Origin of the sequence: Streptomyces sp. JH34 (assembly GCF_029428875.1) — a bacterium.
Taxonomy (GTDB): domain Bacteria; phylum Actinomycetota; class Actinomycetes; order Streptomycetales; family Streptomycetaceae; genus Streptomyces.
Window position 1 is genome coordinate 5,508,461 of record NZ_JAJSOO010000001.1, and the last position, 23,888, is coordinate 5,532,348.

Below are 23,888 nucleotides of genomic sequence, written 5' to 3' on the forward strand. Positions count from 1 at the left end.
CCGGCCGGAGCCACCCTCACGGGGCCGCCCGGCCGCGCAGTTCCTTCAGCCGCGCCACGTCCGCGGCATGACCGTCCCTGCCGCCGGGCGTCTCGATGACCAGCGGTACGCCCTCGGTCGCGGGGTGCCGGAACAGCTCACGGAACGGCTCGGCGCCGATGTGACCCGCGCCGATGTTCTCGTGCCGGTCCTTGTGCGCGCCCACCACGTCCTTGGAGTCGTTGGCGTGGATCAGCTTCAGCCGGCCCTCACCCACGGTGTCCACCAGCAGGTCCAGGGTCTGCCGCATGCCCGCCGGGCCGGTCAGGTCGTGGCCCGCCGCGTAGATGTGGCAGGTGTCCAGACAGACACCCAGCCTGGGATGGGAGTCCAGGGCCTCGAAGTACGGGCCGAAGTCCCAGGTCCGCGAGCACAGCGAGGAGCCCTGTCCGGCGGTCGACTCCAGCAGCAGGAACGGATCGTCGTCGTGGGTCAGCTCGTCCAGCAGCGGGAGCATGTGCGTCCGCACCTGGGCGAGGGCCTCCTCACGAGGACGCCCACCGGTGGCCGAGCCCGTGTGCACCACCACGCCCAGCGCCCCGATCTCCCTCGCCCGGCGCAGCGAGTGGCGCAGCGAGAGGACCGACCGCTCGACGGTGGCCTCGGTGTGCGAGCCGAAGTTGATCAGATACGGGGCGTGGACGTACGCCGGGACCGAGTCCGCCGCGCACTCGGAGCGGAACAGCTCGTCCTGCGCCGGGTTCCCGGCCGGTGTCGCCCAGCCGCGCGGGTTGGCGACGAAGACCTGCACGGTCTCCGCCGCCAGCTCCCGTGCGTAGCCGAGTCCGACCTTGGCGAGTCCGCCGGCCACGGGAACGTGGCCGCCTATCGGGTTGCGCATGTGCCGCCAGTCCTCGGTGGGTCTACAGGGCCTTGGTCCTGATGGTGATCGTGGATCCTTCGGCGGCCTTCTCGCCGCCCGCGACCGACTGGCTGCCGACCGTGTCGCTGAAGGAGAGGAACGGGCGGTCGACCTTGACCTCGAACCCCGCGTCCTCCAGTGCGCTCCGGGCCTCGTCGACGTCCTTCCCCGTGACATCGGGGACCTGGAGCATGCGCGGGCCCTTGGAGACCGTCAGCTCCACGGTGTCGCCCTCGGCGGCCTCCGCACCGCTGCCGGGCGCCTGCCGGGCGATCTCGCCCTCGGCCTCGGCGGAGTTGACCCGCCCGGTCAGCACCTCGGCCTTCAGACCCGCCTCGTCCAGTGCGGCCGTGGCGTCGTCGACGGAGAGGCCGGTGACGTCGGGTACGTCGACGGGGCTTCCCTTGCTGACGACCAGGGCGACCGCCGAGTCCGTGTGCCGCTCGGTGCCGGTGCGGGGATCCGTACGGATCACCTTGCCGCGGTCGATCTCCTCGCTGAACTCCCGGGTCACCATCCCGGGTGCGAGACCCCACTGCTTCAGCTCGCGCCGGGCGTCGGCGAGGGCGAGTCCCTCGACATCCGGGACCTTCACGGTCTCCGGTCCGCGCGAGACCACCAGCTTCACCGCGTCGTTGCCCCGGATCCGCTCCCCGGAGCCGGGGTCGCTGCTGATCACCGTGCCGCGCTTCACCGTGTCGCTGTAGGCGCGCTCGACGCCCTTCAGATCGAGTCCCTCGTCCGCGAGCCGCTTCTCGGCGGCGCTCTGGGTCTGGCCGAGGAGCGAGGGGACCCGGGTGAACTGACCCGAGTTGATGTACCAGACGCCCGCCCCGGCACCCAGCGCCAGCAGGACGGCCACGAGCACGGCGAGCATCCCGCGCCGGCCGCGGCCGGCGAACGGCACACGCCGCCCGGGCCCCGGCTCGGGGAGCGACGCAGGGGGCATCTCCAGCCTGCTGGTGTGGTGGGCGGTGCCCTGGCCCGCCGGTATCACCCGGGGGATCACGCTCGTACGGTCCTCGGCGGCGTCGTGCGTCTCCGCGACGGCCTGCGGGGGCGTCGCGTCGAGCTGCTCCTCGGTGAGGGCCTCCCGGATCTCACGGGACAGGGCGAGCAGGGCCACCGCGTCGGGCGGACGGACGTCGGGGTCGCGTGCGGCGGCGGCCGCCACCAGCGCGTCCAGCCCGGCGGCCAGACCCGGCACGGCGCCCGACGGCGCCGGGACGTCCTCGTTCAGGTGCTGGTAGATGACCTGGGCGGCCGTGTCCCCGCCGTGGGGCTTGCCGCCGGTCAGCATCTCGTAGAGGACGACGCCACAGGCGTACACGTCGGACCGGGTGTCGGCCGTGCCCTGCTCGATCTGCTCGGGGGCGAGGTAGGAGACCGTGCCCAGGAGTGACCCGGTGGTGTCCGTGGCGGTCCCCACCGCGCGCACGAGACCGAAGTCGGCGACCTTCACCCGGCCGTCGTCCCCTATCAGGACGTTCTCCGGCTTCATGTCGCGGTGGACGAAGCCCGCCAGGTGCGCGGCGCCCAGGGCGGCCAGCACCGGCTCCAGGATGTCGAGGGCGGCCCGGGGCTGCAGGGCTCCGCGCTCCCGCAGGACGTCGCGCAGGGTGCATCCGGCGACGTACTCCATCGCCAGGTACACGTACGCGCCCTGGGCGCCCTGGTCGAAGACGCCCACCACGTTCGGGTGCGCGAGCCGGGCGACGGACTTGGCCTCGCGGATGAAGCGTTCGACGAACGCGGCGTCGGTCGCGAGCGCGGGGTGCATCACCTTGAGGGCGAGCACCCGGTCGAGCCGGGTGTCCACGGCCCGGTAGACCGTGGCCATACCGCCGACGGCGATGCGCGCATCGATGCGGTAGCGGCCGTCGAGCAGCTGCCCGACGAGGGGGTCCTGGAGGGTCGTGTCCACGGGGCGAGTCTACGAGCTGCCACGGACACACCGGACGGCCCCGGGCCTCCCCGCGGCCGTCCGGTGCCGAGCCGTGACACGGGTATGCACGTGCTGTGACCAGCGGACGGCCGACGGCGGGCCGGCCTCAGAAGGCGGGGCGCTCCGGGTCCAGCACCGCGCGGCCCTCCGACGGCGAGGACGCCTCGGCGAAATGGCGGCGCGGGATGCGCCCCGCCCGGTACGCCAGCCGTCCGCCGTCCACCGCGTGCCGCATCGCCGCCGCCATGAGCTCCGGCTCCTGCGCCCGGGTCACCGCCGAGGCGAGCATCACGGCGGCGCACCCCAGCTCCATCGCCAGCGCCGCGTCCGACGCCGTCCCGGCGCCGGCGTCGAGGATCACCGGGACGGCGGCCTGCTCGACGATCAGCTGGAAGTTGTGGGGGTTGCGGATACCGAGCCCGGAGCCGATGGGGGAGCCCAGGGGCATGACCGCCGCGCAGCCCACGTCCTGGAGCTTGCGGGCCAGGACCGGGTCGTCATTGGTGTAAGGCAGGACCGTGAAACCGTCGTCGACCAGGATCTCGGCGGCGTCCAGCAGCTCGACCGGGTCGGGCAGCAGCGTCCGCTCGTCGGCCACGACCTCCAGCTTGATCCAGCCGGTGCCCAGCGCCTCCCTGGCCAGCCGGGCCGTCAGCACGGCCTCACCGGCCGTGAAACAGCCGGCGGTGTTCGGCAGGACCTGGATGGAGAGGCGTTCCAGGACGGAGAGCACCGAACCCCGGACGGTCGGGTCGAGCCGGCGCATCGCCACCGTGGTCAGTTCGGTGCCCGAGGCGATCAGGGAGCGTTCCAGCACGTCGAGGCTGGGTGCCCCGCCCGTTCCCATGATCAGCCGGGACGCGAACGTGGCGGGCCCGAGGGTGAGGAGATCGTCGGACATGCTCAGCCTCCCTGGACCGCGGTGAGGACCTCGACGCGGTCGCCGTCGGCGAGCTCGGTCGCGGACCACCGGGAACGTGGCACGACCGTCTCGTTCACCGCGGCTGCGACACCGGAGGGAGCCGTGGTCAGCTGCCCGACCAGGGTGTCCAGGGCGGTGCCGGCGGCAAGGGCGCGGCGTTCCCCGTTGACGGAGACGTGGACGGGGACGGCGGCGGGCACGGACTGTGTCATACGGGCTGCTCCTGCGGCGCGGGGGCGGTGTCTTCGGGGGAGGGTCTCCGGCCGGCCCCGGAGGGGACGGGGGCGAACCGGCGCGGTGAGAAGGGGCGGCCCACATCGGGCAGCTCACCCGTGGTCAGCACGTGGGCCATCACGTCACCGGTGACGGGGGTCAGCAGCACCCCGTTGCGGTGGTGCCCGGTGGCGAGATGCAGACCGGGCAGCGCGGTCGGGCCCAGCAGCGGCGCGTTGTCCGGCGACGCGGGCCGCAGACCGGCCCGGGTCTCGGTCAGCGGCAGCTCGGTGATGCCAGGTATCAGCTCATGGGCGTCGCGCAGCAGCTCGTACACCCCGCCGGCGGTGACCGTGGTGTCCCAGCCGAGTTCCTCGGTGGTCGCACCGACCACCAGCTCACCGTCGGCACGCGGGACCAGGTAGACGTGGCTGCCGCGCACCACGGCCCGCACGGTCCGGCTGAGGAAGGGGGCGTACGCGGAGGGCACGGTCAGCCGCAGCACCTGCCCCTTGACCGGGCGCACCGGCGGCACGACGGCCTCGGGCAGGCCCGCGAGACGGCCGCTGAGGCTGCCGCCGGCGAGCACCACCTGTCCGGCCGCGAGCTCCGTACCGTCGGCCAGGACGGCTCCCGTGGCGCGGCCGCCCGTCACGGAGAGCCGCTGGACCCGGGCACGGCGGAGGAGGACCCCCGCCCGCTCGCACGCGGTGACCAGCGCCGAGGCCAGTCGCCGGGGATCCACCTGGTGGTCGCCGTCGACCCGCAGCCCGCCGCGCACACCCGGCGCGAGCATGGGCTCCAGACGGCGGCACTCGCGGCCGCTGAGCCACTCGGACTCCAGCCCCGAACGCTGCTGCAGCGCGTGGAGCTCCCGCAGATGCGCCCGGTCGTCGGAGTCCAGCGCGACGGACAGGGTGCCGCAGGAGCGGAAGCCGGTCGTCAGCCCGCTCGTCTCCTCCAGCTCGGCCACGAACGCCGGATAGCGTTCCGCCGAGGCGACGTTGAGGCCCAGCAGGGTCTGTTCGCCGTAGTGGAGCTCGGTGACGGCGGCGAGCATCCCGGCCGCCACCTGGGCGGCCCCGCCGCCCGGTTCGGGATCGGCCAGCGTGGTGCGCAGACCCCGCTGGGCCGACCGCCAGGCGGTGACCAGACCGATGATGCCGCCTCCGACGACCAGGACGTCGGAACTGTCTTCGGAGATACGCATGGGCGTCCAGCCCCTCCCTTCGCCGGCATGACCCGGATCAGGTTCGTACGGTCGGAGGCCGGTCAGCCTCCCTCTCAGCCCGGTGCGTCCGGGCTCCCGCGGTTGCCTTACGGTGGCCAGCCTAGACCCCGCCCCCCGCGGCAAGTAAGGGAGCAGCAGCCATGGCCCGTTCGCTCGACGGACTCGTCCTCTCACCCGTCGCCGACCAGGCACCCGGCCAGGTCGGGACCCGGACCCGGTTCACCTACCACGAGCGGGACAGCCGGATATGGGCCGAGTACGAGGGCGGCGACATCGTCCGCGGACACCTCGTCGGCACCCGGGACGGGGACACCCTGGACTTCCGCTACGTCCAGTTGAAGCAGGACGGGACGACCTCGTCCGGGCACTGCGTCTCCACCGTCACGGACCTGGCCGACGGCCGTGTCCGGCTGGACGAGACATGGGAGTGGGAGTCGCTGCGGGGCAGCGGGACGAGTGTGGTGGAGGAGGTCGCCGGATGACGTCGCGTCACATGACTAGGGTGGACCGGTGAGCGAGCAGACGCAGGACCCGGCAGCGCGGGAACGGCCGCGGGACGTCGTGATCGTGGGCGCCGGCATGGCCGGTGTGCAGACGGCCGTCGCCCTGCGCGAACAGGGCTTCACGGGCCCGGTCACCCTGATCGGTGCCGAGCCGCACCAGCCGTACGACAGACCGCCCCTGTCCAAGGCGGTCCTGCTCGGCAAGGCCGAGGACTCCGCCTTCGACGTCGACTTCGAGGCCCTGGACATCACACTCCGCCTGGGGCTCGACGTGACCGGGCTGCGTGCCGGGGCCCACGAACTGGACACCGCCGAGGGCCCCGTCGCCTACGACGCGCTGGTCCTCGCCACCGGCGCGGAACCCGTAGGGCTGCCGGGCGCCGGGGGAGTACCCGGAGTCCACCTGCTGCGCACCCTCGACGACGCGGCGCGGCTGCGGCCCGTCCTGGAACGGCAGCACGACGTCGTCGTGGTGGGAGCGGGCTGGATCGGCGCCGAGTTCGCCACCGCGGCCCGCGCGGCCGGATGCGCGGTCACCGTCGTCGACGCCGCCGACCGTCCGCTCGCGGGCACGATGCCGGCCGAGGTCGCCGCCCCGATGGCCGGCTGGTACGCCGAGAGCGGAGCCGAACTGCTCACCGGCGCCCGGGTCGCACGCGTCGAGGAGGGCGCCGTCCACCTGGCCGACGGCCGGGTGATCCCCGCCGGGGCGGTGGTCGTCGGCATCGGCGCCCGGCCCGCGACCGCGTGGCTCGCGGGCTCGGGCATCGCCCTCGGCCCGGACGGCTCGGTCACCACCGACAGCTCGCTGCGCACCTCGCTGCCCGACGTCCACGCGGTGGGCGACTGTGCGTCCTTCCCCTCCGCCCGCTACGGGGAGCGGCTCCTGGTCCACCACTGGGACAACGCGCTCCAGGGGCCCCGGACGGTCGCCGCCGCCCTCGCGGGCGGTGCGGAGGGGGCGTACGACCCGGTGCCCTACTTCTGGTCCGAGCAGTTCGGGCGCTTCGTCCAGTACGCGGGGCATCACGCCGGCGCCGACACGCTGCTGTGGCGCGGCGACCCCGCGGACCCGGCCTGGACGGTCTGCTGGCTGCGGCAGGGGGTGCTGGTGGCCGTGCTGGCCGTCAGCAGGCCGCGCGACCTGGCGCAGGGGCGCAAGCTCGTCGAGGCCGGGGCACGGATCGATCCGGAACGGGCGGCGGACTCCTCCGTACCGCTGAAATCGGCGGCCCTCTAGGGGCGGGCACGGCCCCGTACGCCCGGCCCGGCTACCGACTGTCGGTCCGGGATGGCACGCTTGTCCCTGTGACCGAGATTGACGCAAAGATCGATGCTCTCGTCCCCGCATGGCTCCACCTTCCCGACATCGCGGAAATGCTCGATGTCGAGGTGACGCGCGTACGGCAGCTGGTCAAGGAAGGCCAGCTGATCGCCGTACGACGTGGTGAGAACCGCGCGCTCCAGGTGCCTGCCGCCTTCATCGACGGCGACAAGGTGGTCAAGGGCCTCGTAGGGACCCTGACGCTCCTGAGGGACGACGGCTACAACGACGAAGAGATGCTGGACTGGCTCTTCACTCCCGACCCGAGCCTGCCCGGAACCCCCGCGCAGGCCCTGAGCGAGAATCGCGGTACGGAGGTGAAGCGCCGCGCCCAGGCGCTCGCCGTCTGACCGGAGGACCGTGAGCGGAGTGCGGGCCGTGGCATCCACGGCCCGCACTCCGCCGTTACCGGACCTGCCGGCGCGGCGGTCCGCCGCACGGCGGCGGCCCACCGACGTACGGGCGATTCGTCACCGCACCAGTGATCCATCCACGCACCCACGGGGGGAATTCATCATGTCCACGCCTCGCAGCCGGCTCTCCGGCGCCCGGCTCTACCTGTGCACGGACGCCCGCAAGCGGCAGGGTGACCTCCCCGAGTTCCTCGACGCCGTGCTGGCCAACGGCGTGGACGTCGTGCAGCTGAGGGACAAGGGCATGGAGGCCGCCGAGGAGCTCGAACACCTCGCTGTCCTCGCCGACGCCTGCAGGCGCCACGGCGCGCTCCTCGCGGTGAACGACAGGGCCGACGTCGCCCACGCCGCCGGTTCCGACGTGCTGCACCTCGGACAGGGGGACCTGCCGGTGCCCGCCGCCCGCGCCGTCATCGGCGGCGACGTGGTGATCGGCCGCTCCACCCATGCCGAGGCCGAGGTCGACGCCGCCGTCGCCGAGGAGGGCGTCGACTACTTCTGCACGGGTCCCTGCTGGCCCACCCCGACCAAGCCCGGCCGGTACGCCCCGGGCCTCGGCCTCGTCCGCTACGCCGCCTCGCTCGGCACGACCCGGCCCTGGTTCGCCATCGGCGGGATCGACGCCGGCAATCTGGACGAGGTGCTGGACGCCGGTGCCCGTCGCGTCGTCGTCGTCCGGGCGATCACCGAGGCGGCGGATCCGGCCGAGGCCGCCGCGTCGCTCGCCCGGCGCGTCCGTGAGCGCGCCGTCTGAACCGGGGTGTGCGGCAGAGCTGTCCGAGGGGTGGACAAAATGCACCTCATTCCGGTCAATTCAGGCTCTCTGGTTGGGGTACCGCCGGGCCCTGGTTAACCTCCCAGTATGGCCCTTGGCACACCTTCCACCAGGACGGATCACGCGCGGACCGTGCGTGAGCTGCTCGCGACCGGTGAGACGTCGTTCTCGTTCGAGTTCTGGGCGCCCAAGACCGAGAAGGGCGAGCGCAACCTCTGGAACGCCCTGCGCCGGGTCGAGGCCGTGGCGCCGAGTTTCGTCTCCGTGACGTACGGAGCCGGTGGTTCCACCCGCGCCGGCACGGTCCGGGCCACCCAGCAGATCGCCGCCGACTCCACGCTCACGCCGGTCGCTCACCTCACCGCCGTCGACCACTCGGTCGCCGAGCTGCGCAACATGGTCGGGCAGTACGCCGACGCCGGGATCCGCAACATCCTCGCGGTGCGCGGCGACCCGCCCGGGGACCCGATGGGCGAGTGGGTCGAGCACCCGCGGGGCGTGCGCTACGCGGCGGACCTCGTCCGGCTGATCAAGGAAGCCGGCGATTTCTGTGTCGGCGTCGCGGCTTTTCCCGAAATGCATCCCCGGTCCACCGACTGGGACTCCGACATCGGTCATTTCGTGGACAAGTGCCGCGCCGGTGCCGACTACGCGATCACACAGATGTTCTTCCAGCCGGAAAGCTATCTGCAGATGCGTGACCGCGTCGTCGCTGCGGGTTGCGACACCCCGGTCATTCCCGAGGTGATGCCGCTCACCAGCGTCAGACAGCTGGAGAGATTCGCGCAGCTCAGCAACGCGTCTCTGCCTTCCTCGCTGAAAGAGCGCATCCTCGCCGCAAAGGACGACCCGGCCGCTGTACGCTCCATTGGCATCGAGTTCGCCACGGAGTTCTGCGCGAAACTGCTCTCGGAGGGTGTCCCGGGGCTGCACTTCATCACGCTCAACAACTCGACGGCGACACTCGAGATCTACGAGAATCTCGGACTGCACAAGCAGTCGTGACCGGCCGTACCCGCCACCAACCGGGGCGGTGGCCGTAGGAGGGGGCGGGCGTGGGCTGGACGGTCCTCTACATCGCATTCGGCATAGTGGCGCTGTGGCTGCTGGGCGAGGTGCTCCTGCAGTACAAGGCGCGCCTGCGCTGGAGGCTGCTCGCCTTCGCGGGCTTCCTCGGCGTGGTCCTGGGCGTGCTGATCCCCTCGGTGTTGGTGATCGTCGTCGGTGCCATCGCCTTCGCGACGGGCCAGACCTATGTGACGCTCTCCTTCCGCCGCGGCTTCTCGACCGGCTGGGCCATCGGCGGCAGCCCCGGTGAGAGCCGGCGCCGCCGCAGGTCGGGCGGCGCGGAGAGCCGGGGACCCGTGCTCGAGGTCTCCGGCGTCGAGTACGAGGGCGCGTCCCAGCAGACGGAATCCGCCCCCGCGGCGGTCTACGCGACGGAACCGATGCCGGACGACACCGGGCAGTACGGCGTCTACAACGAGCCCGCCCCGGCGGGCGGCGACGGCCACCAGGACCAGCACGGCGAACAGCAGCCCCAGTACGCCGCCTACGACCCGTACAACGGCTACGGCCAGCAGGCCTCCCAGGACCCCTACGGCGGCCAGGGCTCCTATCAGGGCCAGGACACCACACACCAGGGCCAGGACGCCTACCAGGACCAGAGCTCCTACCAGGGCCAGGACACCTACACGGCGGGCCAGTACGACCACGGCACCGACCGGACGGGCTACCCCGCCTACTCCGACCCGTACACCGGCTCCGGCACCACCACGGGCACCGGGCAGTACACCCCCTACGACGCGTACGGCACCGGCTACGACCCCTCCTCCTACCCCGCCGGTCAGCAGCAGCCCGAGGACCCGTACGCCGCGCAGTACACGGACACCCCGCCGGGTGGGGTCTGGGTCCCGCAGCAGCGCGAGAGCGATCAGTACCCCCCGCTGCCGCCGGAGGCCCCCGTCCGGCCCGCGCCGTACGGCAACGGCTACGACACCGGTCAGAACGAGCAGTACCGCTACTGACCGGCGGGCTGACGGCACCCGGCGGCCGGTTCGGGCCGCCGGGTGGACGCGGGCCGCCGACACTCCGGCGGCGGTGTCACCGGGAGCCGCGGAAGCCGTCACCCTCCACGACGAGCCCCGCGACCAGGGCGCCCGACATTCCGGAGTGAGCCATCCCGCCGCCGGGATGCGACCAGCCGCCGGCCCGGTACAGCCCGGGCAGCGCGGTGCGGTTCGCCGCCTGCAGATACGAGCCCCCGGCTCCGGCCAGCGCCGGTGCCGGCACCGAGCCACCCTCGGCGCCCGTGTCGGCCGCGGTCTCGGCCGGTGTGCGGACCTCCGCGTGGAGTATCCGCTCACGGAGGCCGGGAACGGCTTCGGCGGCCCGGCCGGTCACCGTGTCCGCGAACCGCTCGCGGAGCGTCGTGTCCGTCCAGTCGACCGGTCCGTGCGGCGCCACCGTCACCGTCAGGGTCACCGCCTCGTGCTCGTCGTCCGGGCGGGTGGCGGGGTCGTCCGGGCGCAGGACCGTCACCGTGGGCAGATCCGCCGTCCGGCCGCCGAACACCGCCTCCTGCTCCGCACCCGGGTCAGAGGTGTGCACCACCGTCCGGTGGACGGCGTCGGCCTCCCGGGCGCCGCGCAGGGACAGCAGGACGAGGAAGCGGCCCGGCACGGCCGGCGCCCCCCGCGGGCCGCGCTCCGTCCGGGACCGGCAGGAGCCCGGGTGCCGGCTGCGCGCCGAGGACCACGTGATCGGCCTCCACACTGCCGCCGTCCGCCAGCTCGACGCCCGCCACCCGGCCGTCCTTCCCGGCCACCCGGACCACCTCGGCGCCGAAGACGAACTCCACCCTGCGGGCCAGACAGCGCGCGTACACGGCGTCGGCCAGCGCGCGCATGCCCCCGGAGACGTACCAGCTGCCGAAGGTCTCCTCCATGTATGGGAGGAGGGCGGCGGCCGCCGGGGCCCGGCGCGGGTCCAGGCCGTACGACAGGGCGTATCCGTCGAGCAGGGCCGCCAGGCGGGGGTCCGCCAGCTCCCAGGCACCGACCTCCGCCACCGTCCCCGCCTGCCGGGCCGCGCGCAGCAGCCTCCGGGTGCGCACCGCCGGGTAGGGGTCACGGGCAAGCACCTGCGGGTCCTCGGGCAGCGGCTCCTCCAGCAGGGGCCTGCGCGACCGGTTCCAGGCGCTGCCCGCCCGGTCCAGGAAGTCGCCCCACCGGGCCCCGGCCCCCGCGCCGAGCGCCCGGTCCAGCGCACCGGTCACACCGGCCCGCGAGGCGTTGGGCAGCGACACCGCGGTGCCGTCGGCGAAGAGATGACGGCTCGCCGGGTCGACCTGGGTCAGAGTGACGCACTGCTCCAGGCTCTCCTTGCCCGTCTTCACGAACAGGTCGCGGTAGACCGCGGGCAGGTGCAGCAGCCCGGGGCCGGTGTCGAAGACGAAGCCGTCACGGGAGAACCGCCCGAGCGAGCCGCCGTAGGTCTCCGACCGCTCGTACACCGTCACCCGGTGGCCTGCCACGGAGAGCCGGGCGGCCGCCGCCATCGCGCCGGTCCCGGCGCCGATCACCGCAATTCGTGCCATGTCAGTGACCTTAAGGGGTGCCGCCGACAGCTCATTCGGGCGGCCGGTGCCTGCCCGTCCCGGCCAGGCGCTTCTCCTCGCGGCGTTGCGCCCCGCGGCGCAGGAACCTGCGGATCCGGGATGCCAGGAAGAGCAGTGTCACCACGCCGAGGAGGAGCAGGACCCCGGCGACGACGGCCGCCGCCACCGGGTTGAAGACGGCGAAGGTGATGACCCCCGCGACGCCGAGATCCTCCGCGACGCTGACCCCGATGTTGCTGAACGGCTCGGGTGAGGTGTTGACCGCCATCCTGGTGCCGGCCTTCACCAGGTGGCTCACCAGCGCGGTCGACCCGCCGACGGCTCCCGCCGCCAGCTCGGGCAGCGACCCGCTCTCGCCGGCCAGCGAAGCGGCGACGACCGCGCCGGCCACGGGCCGGATCACCGTGTGCGCCGTGTCCCATACGGAGTCCACGTACGGGATCTTGTCGGCCACCGCCTCGAACAGGAAAAGCACCCCGGCGGTCACGAGCACGTCGGTGCGCTGCAGGGACTCGGGCACCTCGTCGGTGAGACCGGTCGCGCCGAAGACACCGAAGAGCAGGACCACCGCGTAGGCGTTGATCCCACTGGCCCAGCCGCTCGTGAACACCAGGGGGAGTACGGACACGGACGCGATCGTAACCAGTCCGGCGGGCACCCGGCCGGGGCCTTGTGCACAGTCCTGAGTATCCCTACCCAGTGCGCGAGATGAGTAGGGACGCGGATGAGCCCTCACCTGCGGGGACGGCAGAGTGGGGACCACGGAAGGGGCGCGGCGCCGGTACCGCCGGCACGGGGCGGCGGAACGGCGCGGCACCCCCGACGTGACGGGGGCACACGGCGCGGAGCTCCGGGACCACGGGGGACACGGGGTCACGGGGGAGGGCTCCGCGGCGGTACCGGACGCCGGTCCGGTGGAATTCGGGGGGATCGAATTCCACCGGACCGGCGTTTCTCCGTCCGCGGGCCGTCAGGGCCTCAGCGTCCGCTGACCCGGCCGTGCAGCAGCAGGGACAGGGCGGAGTGCACGTCGTCGATCGTCCGCTCGGGCTGGAACGCCTGCCAGTCGAGCGCGGCCACCAGGACCATCCCGACCAGTGCGGCGGCCGTCAGCTGGATGTCGATCTCCTCGCTGAGCTCACCGCCCGCGACACCTTCCCGCAGGACGCCCTCGACGACGGCGACCGCCTCCTGACGCAGCACCAGGAGGGTCGACTGCCAGGCGCGGTTGGTGCGCCAGAGCTCGGCGACGTACAGCTGGGTGAAGGCCGGGTAGCGGTCGATGAAGACCAGGCCGGCCCTGATCATCGCGTCCAGCGCCTCCACGCGCGTGCCGCCGCGCGCCTCCGTCGATTCGGCGGCCGACCGCAGCGACCGCGTGAGCAGCCCGACTCCGTGCCGCAGCAACTCCTCGAAGAGCTCGGTCTTGCTCTTGAAGTTGTAGTAGACCGTGCCCTTGGCGACCCCGGCGCGCTCGGCGATCTCGTCCACCGTCGTCGCGGAGAACCCCTTCTCCGCGATGAGGGTCACCGCCGCCTCGTAGAGCTTCTGCCGGGTGACCTGGCGGCGTGTGGTGCTACTGCTGTCCATACGGACGATTCTCACAGGTGCGGGCGCCGTCACAGACTCAGCTCCGGATGGAGCCGGTCCAGGGTCCACACCTGTTTGCGGCGGGCGGAGAGCGCGGTCAGCGCGAGCGCCCCGGCCGTGAAGGCGAGCAGCACGGCGCAGCCCTGCCAGACCGGCCCGAGCCCACCGCCCGTGATCAGCCGGCGCAGCCCGTCCACGACGTACGTCATCGGCAGGTAGGGGTGGATCGCCCCGAAGAACCCCGGGCTGGTCTGGACGGGGTAGGTGCCGCCGGCCGAGGTCAGCTGGAGCATCAGCACCGCCAGGACGAGGATCCTCCCCGCGGCGCCGAAGCGGGCGTTGAGCCACTGCACGATCGCGGCGAAGCAGCACGTCACCAGGGCCAGGAAGCCGATCGTCCCGGCGGCGTGCGTCATCCGCAGACCGAGCTGCCAGTGCAGCACCGACATCAGTGCGGCGACCTGCAGCAGGCCGATCGCGGCCACCGGGAGCCAGCCCGCGAAGGCGATGCGCCAGGCAGGCGCCCCTGCCGCGAGGGCCCTCCGGCTGAGCGGCTGGATCAGCATGTACGCCACCATCGCACCCACCCACAGCGAGAGCGGGATGAAGTACGGGGCGAAGCCGGTGCCGTAGTTGGGCGCCGCGTGCAGTGAGGAGGAGGCCAGCCGCACCGGGTCCGCCATCACGCCGGTGCGGGCGTCCCGCTCGTCCTTGTCGTAGTCAGGGATCTTGCCGACCCCGTCGTTGAGCCCCTGGGCGAGGGTCGCGGAGCCGTCGCCCAGGCGGTACAGACCGCTCTTGAGGTCCTTGGCGCCCGTGTCGAGCTTCTTGAGGCCGGTGTTCAGACTCCCGGCCCCCGTCTTCGCGGTGCCGAGACCGGTGTGGAGCGCGTCGGCGCCCTTGGCGACCTCGTGTGCGCCGGTGTTGAGCGCGTCGATCTTCGCCACGGCCGACTCCAGGTCCGTGTCCAGACGCGGTGACCGCTTCGCCAGGGCGTCGGCCTGCTTCTCCAGGTCGGTGAGCCGGGTGCGCAGCTTCGTGAGGTCGCCGTTCTGGTTCCTCACCAGGGCGTCGACGTCGTCGGACACCTCGGAGACGTCCTCCGCCGCGGTTTCGGCGCGCTTCAGTTGCGGGCAGACACCCGGGTCGGGAAGGGGCTGGTCCTCGCACCGGATCCGGTAGACCTCCGTCAGGTCGTCCGAGGCCGTGTGGGCGGCGGCCGAGGCGACGGGCGCCGCTTCCGCGAGCAGGTCGAGGTTGTCCCGCACGGCCTTCGAGGAGTCGGCGACCAGCCGGGCGGTGTCGCCGATGGCCTTGCCGTTGTCCTTCAGGAAGGGGCGTACGTCCCCGGCGACGGCGTCGACCTTGTCGGCGAGTGCCTGGGTGCCGCCGGCGACCTGCCGGGAGCCCGTCTCCAGGTCGCCCGCGCCCTTGTTCAGCTTCGTGATGCCCGTGGAGAGGGTGCCACTGCCCGACTTGGCGTCCTTGAGGCCGTCCGCGAGGTCCTTGGAGCCCTTCTTCGCCTTCGTGAGCCCGCTCTCGAGGTCGTCGGCGCCCTCGGCCGCCTTCGCGGTCGCGTCGTGCAGGCCCGAGAAGTCGACGAAGATCCGGTCCAGGAAGCCGCGGGACGCCTTCGTCGACGCCGCGCCGCGGACCTCGGCGAAGACCGTTCTGGAGATCTGCCCGACGATGTAGTTGTTCGCGTCGTTCGTGCGCACCCGCAGGGCGCCGGTGGCGGGGGAGTCGCCGGCACTCGAGGCGATCCGCTCGCTGAAGTCCGACGGCATGGTCAGCGAGAGGTAGTACGTCCCGTCCTCGACGCCCCGCTCGGCCTCGGCGGAGCCGACCTCGTGCCAGTCGAAGACCTTGGAGTCGAGCAGCCCGCCGGTGATCTCGTCCCCGGCAGCGAGGCGTTCACCCCCGGTGCTCGCGCCCTTGTCCTCGTTGACGAGCGCCACGGGTATGCGGTCGAGCCGCCCGTACGGGTCCCAGAACGACCAGAGGTAGAGCGCTCCGTACAGCAGGGGCAGCAGGAGGAGAGCCACGAGTGCGGCACGGGGCATCCGGCCCCTGCCGAACCGCCGCAGCTCAAGCGCTGCCAGTCTCGGCGATCGCATCTGCCGTTTCCTTCCCGGTCGTCGTGTCGTCGCGGGCCGCGTCCGTCCCGGCCGCCGGGCGGGTCCGCACCGTGAGCGCGTCCTCCGGGGCCTCGCTGCACACGGCCAGCACCGTCGTCCCGCCGGCGGCGAGGGCGCGCAGCAGCTCCCAGGCCAGGTTGCGGTCGGCGGCGGAGAGTCTGAGGTCGGTGTCGTCCACGGCGAGGAGCCGGGGACGGCCCATCAGGGCGAGGGCGACGGACAGGCGCAGGGCCTCCAGCCGCTCCAGGTCCCGCACGGAGGTCCGTTCGGCCTTCGGCAGCGCCGCGAGGTCGAGCCCCGCGTCCTGCAGGGCGGTGTCGACGGTGTCCCGGGCCGTGGCCGCGCGTTCGGAGCGGGGACGCAGCAGGGAGCGCGGCGAACCGTCGAAGCGGCGCCGCAGCAGGGCCCGCTCCCGCAGGTGCTCGGCGACGGTGAGGGAGGGGTCCAGCTCACTCACCCCGGGGACCGGGCCCAGCGCGCTGAACCCGCGCACCGCGGCCAGTCGTCCGGGCAGGCGCTCGCCGCCGACCTCGGCGTGGCCCCGCGTGGACCGCATCCGGCCGGTGAGCGCGAGCAGCAGACAGGTGCGCCCCGAACCGGACGGGCCCTCGACCGCGACGAGCGACCCCGGCCCGGCGGTGAACCCCACCCCCTGGAAGGCCCAGCCGCGCGGACCCTTCAGTCCGAAGTCCTCGGCGCACAGCGCCGCCCCGTGCGGGCTTTCCACGACCCCACCCCCATTTTTAGACTGACTGGTCAGTGCAAAAAGTTAGCCCTCTTTCGCGCTCGAAGCAAAGTGCCAGGTCAGAGGCGGGTACTGAGGGATTGTCAGTGCCGCCCCTCACGATGGACACAGACGGCCACCGAGCCGTCACACGACGACAGGAGGTTCGTCATGGCCAGCTCGTCCGCAGCCGCCGCCCCGCGGCGCCGCGCCGTCAGCCCTGCACCCTCACTGACCGGTCCGGCAACCGACGTGCACCCCGTGCTGCGCCGCACCACCGCGCCGCCCGCCGCCCTCGACCTGCTCGCCCAGGCCCACGCGGGCCTCGACGAGGCCGCCGGGCTCGACGTGCCCAACGAGCGGTACGCCACCGCCCACCTCGCCGCGCTGCGCACCGCCGCCGCCGTGCTCGCCGCCCGCGGCCGTCCGGAGACCGGCGGGCGCCGCCGTGAGCGGATCCGCAGCGCCTGGGAGGTCCTCCCCGACATCGCGCCCGAACTCACCGAATGGAGCGCGCTGTTCGCGTCGGGAGCCCCGCGCAGGGCGCGCGCCGAGGCGGGCATACCCGGCGCGGCAGGCAGCCGCGACGCCGACGACCTGCTGCGTGACGCGGCCATGTTCCTGCGTCTGGTCGAGCGGCTGCTGGCCCTCCGGCCCGTCCTCCCGCGGCCCCGGAAGGACGGCCCCGGACAGCGGCCCGACGCGGAGTGACCGCGAGGACGGTGCGAGGCAATAGGGTGGAGACCACCCGTACCACCTGCACCGTTCACGCTCCGCCGTCCGTGGCGGCACCGTGCCGAGGAGTCAACTGCCGTGTCGGACCAGCTGCGCCCCCGCGCCTCCCTCCGTACCGCCGTGGTCTGGGAGGTCCTCAAGGACGCTCTCGAGCGCCGGGTCAAGGCGACCGGCAGGGAAGCGCTGGACGTGCTCGACACCGGCGGCGGCACCGGCAACTTCGCCGTGCCCGTCGCCCGGCTCGGCCACCGGGTCACCGTCGTCGACCCCAGCCCGAACGCCCTGTTCGCGCTGGAGCGCCGTGCGGACGAGGCAGGCGTCGCCGACCGGGTCCGCGGTGTCCAGGGCGACATCCTCGGCCTGTTCGAGGTGGTGGACCGCGCCGGATACGACGCGGTCCTGTGCCACGGCGTCCTGGAGTACGTGGACGACCCCGCCGAGGGCGTGCGCAACGCGGTCGACGCGCTCCGCCCGTCCGGTGCGCTCAGCCTGCTCGGCGCCGGCCTCGGCGGAGCCGTCCTGGCCAGGGCCCTCGCCGGGCACTTCGCCGAGGCCCGGCAGGCGCTGACGGACCCCGCGGGACGCTGGGGCGCCGGAGACCCGGTGCCCCGCAGGTTCACCGCGGACCAGCTCACCGGACTCGTCGACGCCGCGGGCGTCGAGGTCGGCGCGGTCCACGGTGTACGGGTCTTCGCCGACCTGGTTCCGGGTGTTCTCGTGGACACCGAACCGGGTGCCATGGAGGAGCTGCTCAGGCTGGAGGCGGCCGTCTCGGAACTGCCGTCCTTCCACTCCGTGGCGACCCAGCTGCACGTTCTGGGGGAGAAGCGCGCCTGACGGTGACGCCGAGACCGTCGGACCGGAGCCGGGAATGCGGCGGGAGCCCGGCTGATCAGCAACGCAGCTGCAGACGGAGTACCGCCCGGAACACCCGATCGGGCCGCGAGCCCCGTATGATCGGGTGACACCGTCCGGCATGACGGATCGGAGGTCGGGGAATCTACGCCTCAGCAGCCGAGCCGAAATGGCGGTCCGGACTGGCTATGGCTAGAGGGCGGGTTTCACGGGGGCGAATCCCTGCCTATCCTGGAAGGGCCGCATACCGGTCGCCCCCGCGGCCGACGACGAGGAGGACTCCGTGCCGCTCTCGGAGCACGAGCAGCGAATGCTCGAGCAGATGGAGCGAGCGCTGTACGCCGAAGATCCCAAGTTCGCTACAGCGCTTGAGGGAAGCGGGCTGCGCAGGTACACCCGGCGACGGGTCTACCAGGCGGTGGCCGGTTTTCTGGTGGGTATCGCGCTCCTCATGGCCGGAATGGTTTTCCAGCAGACCTGGGTCAGCGTGGCGGGTTTCCTCGTCATGCTGGGCTGTGCCGTGCTGGCGGTCACCGGATGGCGCAAGGCGCCGAAGCCCGGTGAGCAGCAGCCGGCGGGGAGTGCGAGCGGGGGCGGAGGCGAAGGCCGACACCCCAGGCAGCGCCGGTCGATGATGAACCGGATCGAACAGCGGTGGCAGCGCCGCCGCGACGAACAGGGCCAGTGAGCCTTCCGCGTCCCGGCGGGCGGTGACCGCACCGGCCCCGGACACGGACCCGACGCACCGGGACCTGACGCCGGGACCATGCCGGACCTCACACATGAGGGGCGGTCGCTTCACAGCGACCGCCCCTCACGCGTTCTCCCTCACGGCCCAGCGGCGGGGTGCGCTCCATGCCCCGCCTCGGGGCCCATCCGGACGCCCCCGGAACCGAACCGCCCCGGGGGCCCGCCGGACTCACGTCCCCGGAATCGCCCCGGGGCCCAGCCGGACGTCCCGGGAACCGTCCCAGGGCCCCGCTGGGCGTCCCCGGAACCGAGGACGCCCCCCGGGGGCAGCGCGGTCAGCCCTGCTGACGCGACGGGCGGCGCAGCCGGGCCGCCCAGCGCTCGCGTCCCGCGCGGGCCGACCAGCGGCGGCCTAGGTCCGCCCGGCGTTCCGAGAAAGCCCAGATCACCCGAACGGCCGAACGCGGCGCGAGTGTCGCCCGCAGCTTGCCCCAGCGGCCGGCCGAGGCCCACAGCCCCGCCCGCACGGCCCGCACATCCTCGGCCGGTGCGGACGCCGCTCCCGGCTCGGGCGCGTACAGCACCCGCTCCACCGCTCCCGCCACCCGGTGGATCGCGGCGGACGCAGTGCCCTGGAGGCCACCCAGCCGTACGACACGTGCCGCGGCCTTGCGAGGGGTCTGCGAGTCGTCCGGCGGGAAGCCGTGGTCCCAGGCCGAGTCGGTGATCTCCCGCCAGGCGGCCATCACCCGTGCCGCCGCGTCCGCGGGCGTCCGCCCGCCTGAGGAGCCGAGCCGTCGGTTCCGGGCCCGGATCCGACAGAGCATGGGAAGCAGCGGGAGCGCGACGACCAACAGGGAACCGAGCACCCACAGGACGAGCGTGCCCGTCGGGGTCCCCTGATCGGTGGAGTCCACGGCGCCGGGAGCCGCGGACGCGCCGCACTCACCCTGCCTGCGCATCTGCGCGGGGCAGGACTCCGTGACGGAGGGGGCCGCCGTGGGCGCGGCCGATGCGCCGTCCGTCGGCAGCGCGGGATCGCTGGGGTCCTGCGAGGGCGTGTCGGGCCGGGTGTACGACGGGGTGCTGCCCCGGGACGGCGTCGGCTCGAAACGGGTCCAGCCGACGCCCTCGAAGTACAGCTCGGGCCAGGCATGCGCGTCCCGCAGCCCGACCGACACCGAACCGTCCGCCTGGACCGTGCCCGGGGTGAAGCCCACCGCGACCCGTGCGGGAATGCCCAGGGTCCTGGCCATCGCCGCCATGGTGAAGGAGAAGTGGACGCAGAAGCCCTCCTTGTCCTTGAGGAACCGCTCGATCGCCGCCGTGCCGGTGCCGGACGTCACCGTCGTGTCGTAGCGGAAACCGCCCTCCGACGCGAACCAGTCCTGCAGCTTCACCGCCCGCTCGTAGTCGTCGGACGCGCCCTCGGTCACCCGGTCCGCGGTCTTCTCGACCACATCGGGTAGTGACGGGGGCACCCGCGTGTACTCACGGGCCAGGCCCGAAGGCGGTGCCATCGCCCCGGCGAGCTGCTCGGCCGTCGGCTCCACCACCAGACTGCTGACCTCGTACCGTGCGCCGCGCGTCGTCTGACCGTCGTCGCCGACGAGGGTGCGCCCCTCGGGCTCGTAACGCCAGCGGCCCTCGACACCCACCTCGCTCGCCGGGTAGGGGAGCGGCAGATAGGTCTGCTGGTAGGAGCGGGACGCCGAGATGTTCGTCCGGATCTCGGTGACGGAGACGTCCCCGCCGAGCCCGGCCGGCTCGGGCAACCGGTCCGGGACGTCCTTCAGCCGGCGGGTCGACGGACGCCACTCGCTGCCGTCGAACTGGTCCAGGGCCAGGATGCGCAGATAGAAGTCCTGCGGGTTCGCGGAGTTGGTGCGATACGTCAACACCTCCCGGTTCTCCGGCTGGTTGAGGTTGTTCTGCAACGAGACCAGCGGGTTCACCGCGGAGATCGTGCCCCCGCCGCTCCCCCGGCCCGACCCGCCGCCCGTGCCGCCCAGCAGTCCGCCGTCCAGTGCGGGCAGGGCAGCGGGCACGGCAACCGCGATGCCCAGCGCCACGGCGCCGATACGCCGCCCCGTACGCACCGACGCCGACGCGCGCCCCGACCCCTCCAGGCCGGCCGCCAGACCGCCCGAGGTGCGGGACACACCACCGAAGACCCGTCCCCACCGGGACAGCCTGTCCCGGCCCTCGGCCAGCAGGAGGAGCAGATAGCCGCACGCCGCGAGCAGGAACCAGAGCCAGCCCGCCCCTCCGTCGGAGAGCCCCGCGGCCACCGAGTAGAGCGCGAGCAGCGGAAGGCCGGCCGGAGCGGCGGCGCGGAAGGTCACCGCGAGGACGTCCACGGCGAGCCCGATCAGCAGCACCCCGCCGATCAGCATCAGTCGGATGCCGTCCGTCGCCGGCGCGGGGATGGCGTACCTGCCGACGTCGTCGGCGCCCGCGGTCAGCAGGTCGGCGAGGTGCTGGACCGCCTGGGGGCCTGGCAGTACGCCGAACAGGGCGTGCTCCGCGGCGAACGCCACGGTCAGCGTCAGCAGTGTGACGAGCACCTGGAGGGAGACCGTCAGGACCCGTGCCGCACGCATCCGGCGGGCGAGCACGCCCACCCCGGTCTGCACGGCCAGCAGGAACGCGGCCCGCAGCACCCACGTCGACGTCTCGACCAGGGGCAGCAGTGCTCCCGCCGCCGTCATCGTGGCCACGAAGCCGCACAGCGCCAGTCGGGTACGCCCGCTCATGACCAACCCCCGAAGAGCCCTGTCGTCGTTCCGGCCGCGGAGGAGTGTCCCCCGGGGCCCTCCTGGCCCGCCTGCTGCCAGAGCCGGGCGAGCTGCGCGCCGGGGGACACCGACAGCGCCGTCCAGCCCGCCTCGCGCAGCAGCCGCAGGCGCTCGGAGGCAGCAGCGGGAGCTCCGGTGCCCTCGCCGCCGCGCGCCCATTCGTCGCTGTCCAGCACGAACGCGACGGCCCCGCGACTGCGCTGCCGCATCCTGGCCGCCACCGCCGCCTGCTCCTCGTCGAGGTCGCCGAAGAACGCCACCAGCAACCCCTCGTCGCCGCCGCGCAGCACGTCGTGCGCGCGGGAGAGCCCGCCCCCGTCGGAGTGATCGACGACCGCGAGGGCGTCCATCATCAGGCCCGCCGACTCCGCGGACTCCTGGACCACCCCCGAGAAGCCGTCGGTGCTCCCGTCCGGCGCGGCGCTCCCCTCGTCCGTGAGCAGCCGGACCGCGAAGCCTCGCTCCAGCATGTGCACCAGTGCGGACGCCGCCCCGGACACCGCCCACTCGAACGCCGATCCCGGCCCGGCGCCCTGGTAGGCGATCCGCCGGGTGTCCAGCAGCACCGTGCACCCCGCCCGCCGCGGCTGCTCCTCGCGCCGCACCATCAGCTCGCCGTAGCGCGCGGTGGAGCGCCAGTGCACCCGTCGCAGGTCGTCACCGTGGCGGTAGCCGCGCGGGATGATGTCGTCCTCGCCCGCCAGTGCCAGTGACCGCTGCCTGCCGTCGCCGTATCCGGAGGCCTCCCCGGCCAGCCGCAGCGCGGGGAGCGGCTCGGTGCGGGGGATGACGACGAGGGTGTCGTAGGCGCTGAACGAACGCGTCAGCTCGCACATCCCGAACGGATCGCTCAGCTGCAGCTGCAGGGGCCCCAGCGGGTAGCGTCCGCGCAGATCGGAGCGGACCCGGTAGGACACCTCCCGTACGCCGCCCGGCTCCACCCGGTCCAGGACGAACCGGGGCCGGGGGCCGAGGACGTACGGAACGCGGTCCTGGAGCATGAGGAGGCCCGTGTGCAGCCGGGACACGTTGTCCATGCGCAGATGGACCCGCGCCTCCGTGCCCGCCGGCACGCGCGACGGCGACAGCCGCCGGCTGCCGACCACCCGGTAGCGGGTGCGGTAGAGGACGGTGACGCAGACCAGCGGCAGCACCGCCAGCAGCAGGCCGACCCGGAGCAGGTCGCCCTGGCCCAGCACGAAGGCGCAGGCCGCCGCCGCCACACCGGCGGCCAGGAACGACCGCCCCCGTGTCGTCAGACCGCCCAGAGCCGCCCGCAGGCCGCCCTTGTCGTCGCTGTCGTCCACGGGGCCCGGTGCCCCGGACGTCATCACAGGCGCCGGGCGCCGGGCTGCCCGCCGTACACCGGGCCGCCGGGCCGGTGCTGGGGCTGCGCGGAAGCGGTGGCGCCGCCGCCCGAGGTCGGCACGGGTGTGCGCTGCAGGATGTCCAGCACGACCTGCTCGGCCGTGCGCCGGTTGAGCTGTGCCTGCGCGGTCGGAAGCAGCCGGTGGGCCAGCACCGCGGCCGCGAGGGCCTGGACGTCGTCCGGCAGGGCGTAGTCCCGCCCGCTCAGCGCGGCCGACGCCTTGGCGGCCCGCAGCAGGTGGAGGGTCGCACGGGGCGAGGCACCCAGTCTGAGGTCCGGGTGCTGACGGGTGGCGGACACCAGTTCCACCGCGTACCGCCGGACTGCCTCGGCCACGTGGACCGTGCGCACCGCTTCGATCAGCTTCACGATGTCGTGGGCGTGCGCCACCGGCTGAAGGTCGTCCAGCGGTGACGGCCCGCCGTGCACGTCGAGCATCCGGAGCTCTGCCTCGGCACTCGGGTAGCCCATGGACACGCGGGCCATGAACCGGTCGCGCTGCGCCTCGGGGAGGGGGTAGGTGCCCTCCATCTCCACAGGGTTCTGGGTGGCCACCACCATGAACGGGTCGGGGAGTTCGTAGGTCTGCCCGTCGATCGTGACCTGGCGCTCCTCCATCGACTCCAGCAACGCCGACTGGGTCTTGGGCGAGGCCCGGTTGATCTCGTCGCCGATCACGATCTGGGCGAAGATCGCGCCGGGCTTGAACTCGAAGTCCCGCCGCTGCTGATCGAAGATCGACACCCCGGTGATGTCCGACGGCAGCAGGTCCGGCGTGAACTGGATGCGCCGTACGGAGCAGTCGATGGACCGCGCCAGTGCCTTGGCCAGCATCGTCTTGCCGACGCCGGGCACGTCCTCGATCAGGAGGTGTCCCTCCGCGAGCAGTACGGTCAGCGAAAGCCGTACGACCTCAGGCTTGCCCTCGATCACACCCTCGACCGACCTGCGTACCCGCTCGGTTGTGGTGGTCAGATCTGTGAGGCTCGCTCGATCGTCATAGGTCGTCACCCGGCCCTCCTCGGCCCCTTGTGCTCGGGCCCGCGCAGAAGACTGCCCGGCCGCCCCGAAATACGGACACTCTCCGGGGGACCCGGAGAGATGTCACACCCGCATTCTTGTTGCCGTCACCGCGTCGTGTCA

General features: G+C 73.1%; 21 protein-coding genes, 1 pseudogene and 1 riboswitch. Of the genes and pseudogenes, 9 read left to right on the plus strand and 13 right to left on the minus strand.

The window, feature by feature from the left end; translation table 11 throughout:
* Nucleotides 1–16 precede the first annotated feature (16 nt).
* The 5 genes from LWJ43_RS24725 to thiO form a co-directional block, all read right to left on the minus strand.
* The gene (locus LWJ43_RS24725; protein ID WP_277334405.1) at nt 17–880 is read right to left on the minus strand and encodes a deoxyribonuclease IV; all 864 of its coding nucleotides are present in this window, start codon (nt 878–880) and stop codon (nt 17–19) included.
* A 22-nt stretch (nt 881–902) separates the two neighbouring features.
* Complete coding sequence (pknB, locus tag LWJ43_RS24730; protein WP_277334406.1) at nt 903–2,825, minus strand: Stk1 family PASTA domain-containing Ser/Thr kinase; 1,923 nt, start codon at nt 2,823–2,825, stop codon at nt 903–905.
* Nucleotides 2,826–2,952: 127 nt separating this feature from the next.
* Entirely contained in the window at nt 2,953–3,747 is a 795-nt protein-coding gene (locus LWJ43_RS24735; RefSeq protein ID WP_277334407.1) for a thiazole synthase, read from the minus strand.
* A 2-nt stretch (nt 3,748–3,749) separates the two neighbouring features.
* Entirely contained in the window at nt 3,750–3,980 is a 231-nt protein-coding gene (gene thiS / locus LWJ43_RS24740) for a sulfur carrier protein ThiS (protein ID WP_277334408.1), read from the minus strand.
* Nucleotides 3,977–5,191: a glycine oxidase ThiO gene (gene thiO / locus LWJ43_RS24745; protein WP_277334409.1), complete on the minus strand. Its 1,215-nt coding sequence runs from the start codon at nt 5,189–5,191 to the stop codon at nt 3,977–3,979. The genes thiS and thiO overlap by 4 nt, the downstream gene beginning before the upstream one ends.
* A riboswitch (TPP riboswitch) is annotated at nt 5,189–5,301 on the minus strand. Its footprint overlaps the gene before it by 3 nt.
* Nucleotides 5,302–5,352: 51 nt before the next feature.
* Here thiO and LWJ43_RS24750 point away from each other — a divergent pair.
* The 6 genes from LWJ43_RS24750 (at nt 5,353) to LWJ43_RS24775 (ending at nt 10,254) form a co-directional block, all read left to right on the plus strand.
* Complete coding sequence (locus LWJ43_RS24750) at nt 5,353–5,694, plus strand: hypothetical protein (protein WP_277334410.1); 342 nt, start codon at nt 5,353–5,355, stop codon at nt 5,692–5,694.
* A gap of 28 nt (nt 5,695–5,722) precedes the next feature.
* A complete protein-coding gene (locus LWJ43_RS24755; RefSeq protein ID WP_277334411.1) occupies nt 5,723–6,955 on the plus strand; it encodes an NAD(P)/FAD-dependent oxidoreductase in 1,233 nt (410 codons plus the stop codon).
* Between the two features lie 68 nt (nt 6,956–7,023).
* Nucleotides 7,024–7,389: an Rv2175c family DNA-binding protein gene (locus LWJ43_RS24760; protein ID WP_147963009.1), complete on the plus strand. Its 366-nt coding sequence runs from the start codon at nt 7,024–7,026 to the stop codon at nt 7,387–7,389.
* Nucleotides 7,390–7,555: 166 nt separating this feature from the next.
* On the plus strand, nt 7,556–8,206 hold the full coding sequence (thiE, locus tag LWJ43_RS24765) for a thiamine phosphate synthase (protein ID WP_277334412.1): 651 nt from the start codon (nt 7,556–7,558) through the stop codon (nt 8,204–8,206).
* Between the two features lie 108 nt (nt 8,207–8,314).
* Nucleotides 8,315–9,232 carry a methylenetetrahydrofolate reductase [NAD(P)H] gene (gene metF / locus LWJ43_RS24770; RefSeq protein WP_277334413.1) on the plus strand — a complete coding sequence of 306 codons (918 nt, stop codon included), beginning with the start codon at nt 8,315–8,317 and terminating at the stop codon, nt 9,230–9,232.
* A gap of 50 nt (nt 9,233–9,282) precedes the next feature.
* Nucleotides 9,283–10,254 carry a chromosomal replication initiator protein DnaA gene (locus tag LWJ43_RS24775; protein WP_277334414.1) on the plus strand — a complete coding sequence of 324 codons (972 nt, stop codon included), beginning with the start codon at nt 9,283–9,285 and terminating at the stop codon, nt 10,252–10,254.
* Between the two features lie 76 nt (nt 10,255–10,330).
* Here the strand turns inward: LWJ43_RS24775 and LWJ43_RS24780 are convergent.
* The 5 genes and pseudogenes from LWJ43_RS24780 to LWJ43_RS24800 all read right to left on the minus strand — a co-directional run bounded on the left by LWJ43_RS24780 (nt 10,331) and on the right by LWJ43_RS24800 (nt 16,301).
* Nucleotides 10,331–11,825: pseudogene (locus tag LWJ43_RS24780) on the minus strand (phytoene desaturase family protein).
* Between the two features lie 31 nt (nt 11,826–11,856).
* Nucleotides 11,857–12,474, minus strand: a complete 618-nt coding sequence (locus LWJ43_RS24785) for a DUF4126 domain-containing protein (RefSeq protein ID WP_277334415.1) — start codon at nt 12,472–12,474, stop codon at nt 11,857–11,859.
* A gap of 350 nt (nt 12,475–12,824) precedes the next feature.
* Nucleotides 12,825–13,436 (minus strand): TetR/AcrR family transcriptional regulator, encoded by a 612-nt coding sequence (locus LWJ43_RS24790; protein WP_277334416.1) that lies wholly within the window; start codon nt 13,434–13,436, stop codon nt 12,825–12,827.
* 29 nt (nt 13,437–13,465) lie between these two features.
* Nucleotides 13,466–15,553, minus strand: coding sequence for a YhgE/Pip domain-containing protein (locus LWJ43_RS24795; protein WP_277334417.1), 2,088 nt, complete (start codon nt 15,551–15,553; stop codon nt 13,466–13,468).
* Complete coding sequence (locus tag LWJ43_RS24800; RefSeq protein WP_277334418.1) at nt 15,525–16,301, minus strand: ATP-binding cassette domain-containing protein; 777 nt, start codon at nt 16,299–16,301, stop codon at nt 15,525–15,527. The genes LWJ43_RS24795 and LWJ43_RS24800 overlap by 29 nt, the downstream gene beginning before the upstream one ends.
* A gap of 168 nt (nt 16,302–16,469) precedes the next feature.
* On the opposite strand from LWJ43_RS24800, the gene LWJ43_RS24805 reads away from it, so the two are divergent.
* From LWJ43_RS24805 to LWJ43_RS24815, 3 genes are all read left to right on the plus strand, one after another.
* Nucleotides 16,470–17,009, plus strand: a complete 540-nt coding sequence (locus LWJ43_RS24805; protein ID WP_277334419.1) for an SAV_6107 family HEPN domain-containing protein — start codon at nt 16,470–16,472, stop codon at nt 17,007–17,009.
* A gap of 102 nt (nt 17,010–17,111) precedes the next feature.
* Nucleotides 17,112–17,870, plus strand: a complete 759-nt coding sequence (locus LWJ43_RS24810) for a class I SAM-dependent methyltransferase (RefSeq protein ID WP_277334420.1) — start codon at nt 17,112–17,114, stop codon at nt 17,868–17,870.
* 301 nt (nt 17,871–18,171) lie between these two features.
* A complete protein-coding gene (locus tag LWJ43_RS24815; protein ID WP_277334422.1) occupies nt 18,172–18,576 on the plus strand; it encodes a DUF3040 domain-containing protein in 405 nt (134 codons plus the stop codon).
* Nucleotides 18,577–18,913: 337 nt separating this feature from the next.
* On the opposite strand, the gene LWJ43_RS24820 is transcribed toward LWJ43_RS24815, so the two are convergent.
* From LWJ43_RS24820 to LWJ43_RS24830, 3 genes are read right to left on the minus strand one after another with little or no spacing between them, the layout of a single operon-like run.
* Nucleotides 18,914–21,334: a transglutaminase TgpA family protein gene (locus LWJ43_RS24820; RefSeq protein ID WP_277334423.1), complete on the minus strand. Its 2,421-nt coding sequence runs from the start codon at nt 21,332–21,334 to the stop codon at nt 18,914–18,916.
* The gene (locus LWJ43_RS24825; protein ID WP_277334424.1) at nt 21,331–22,707 is read right to left on the minus strand and encodes a DUF58 domain-containing protein; all 1,377 of its coding nucleotides are present in this window, start codon (nt 22,705–22,707) and stop codon (nt 21,331–21,333) included. Before LWJ43_RS24825 ends, LWJ43_RS24820 begins: the two co-directional genes overlap by 4 nt.
* Nucleotides 22,707–23,756, minus strand: a complete 1,050-nt coding sequence (locus LWJ43_RS24830) for an AAA family ATPase (RefSeq protein WP_277334425.1) — start codon at nt 23,754–23,756, stop codon at nt 22,707–22,709. Before LWJ43_RS24830 ends, LWJ43_RS24825 begins: the two co-directional genes overlap by 1 nt.
* Nucleotides 23,757–23,888: the final 132 nt, after the last annotated feature.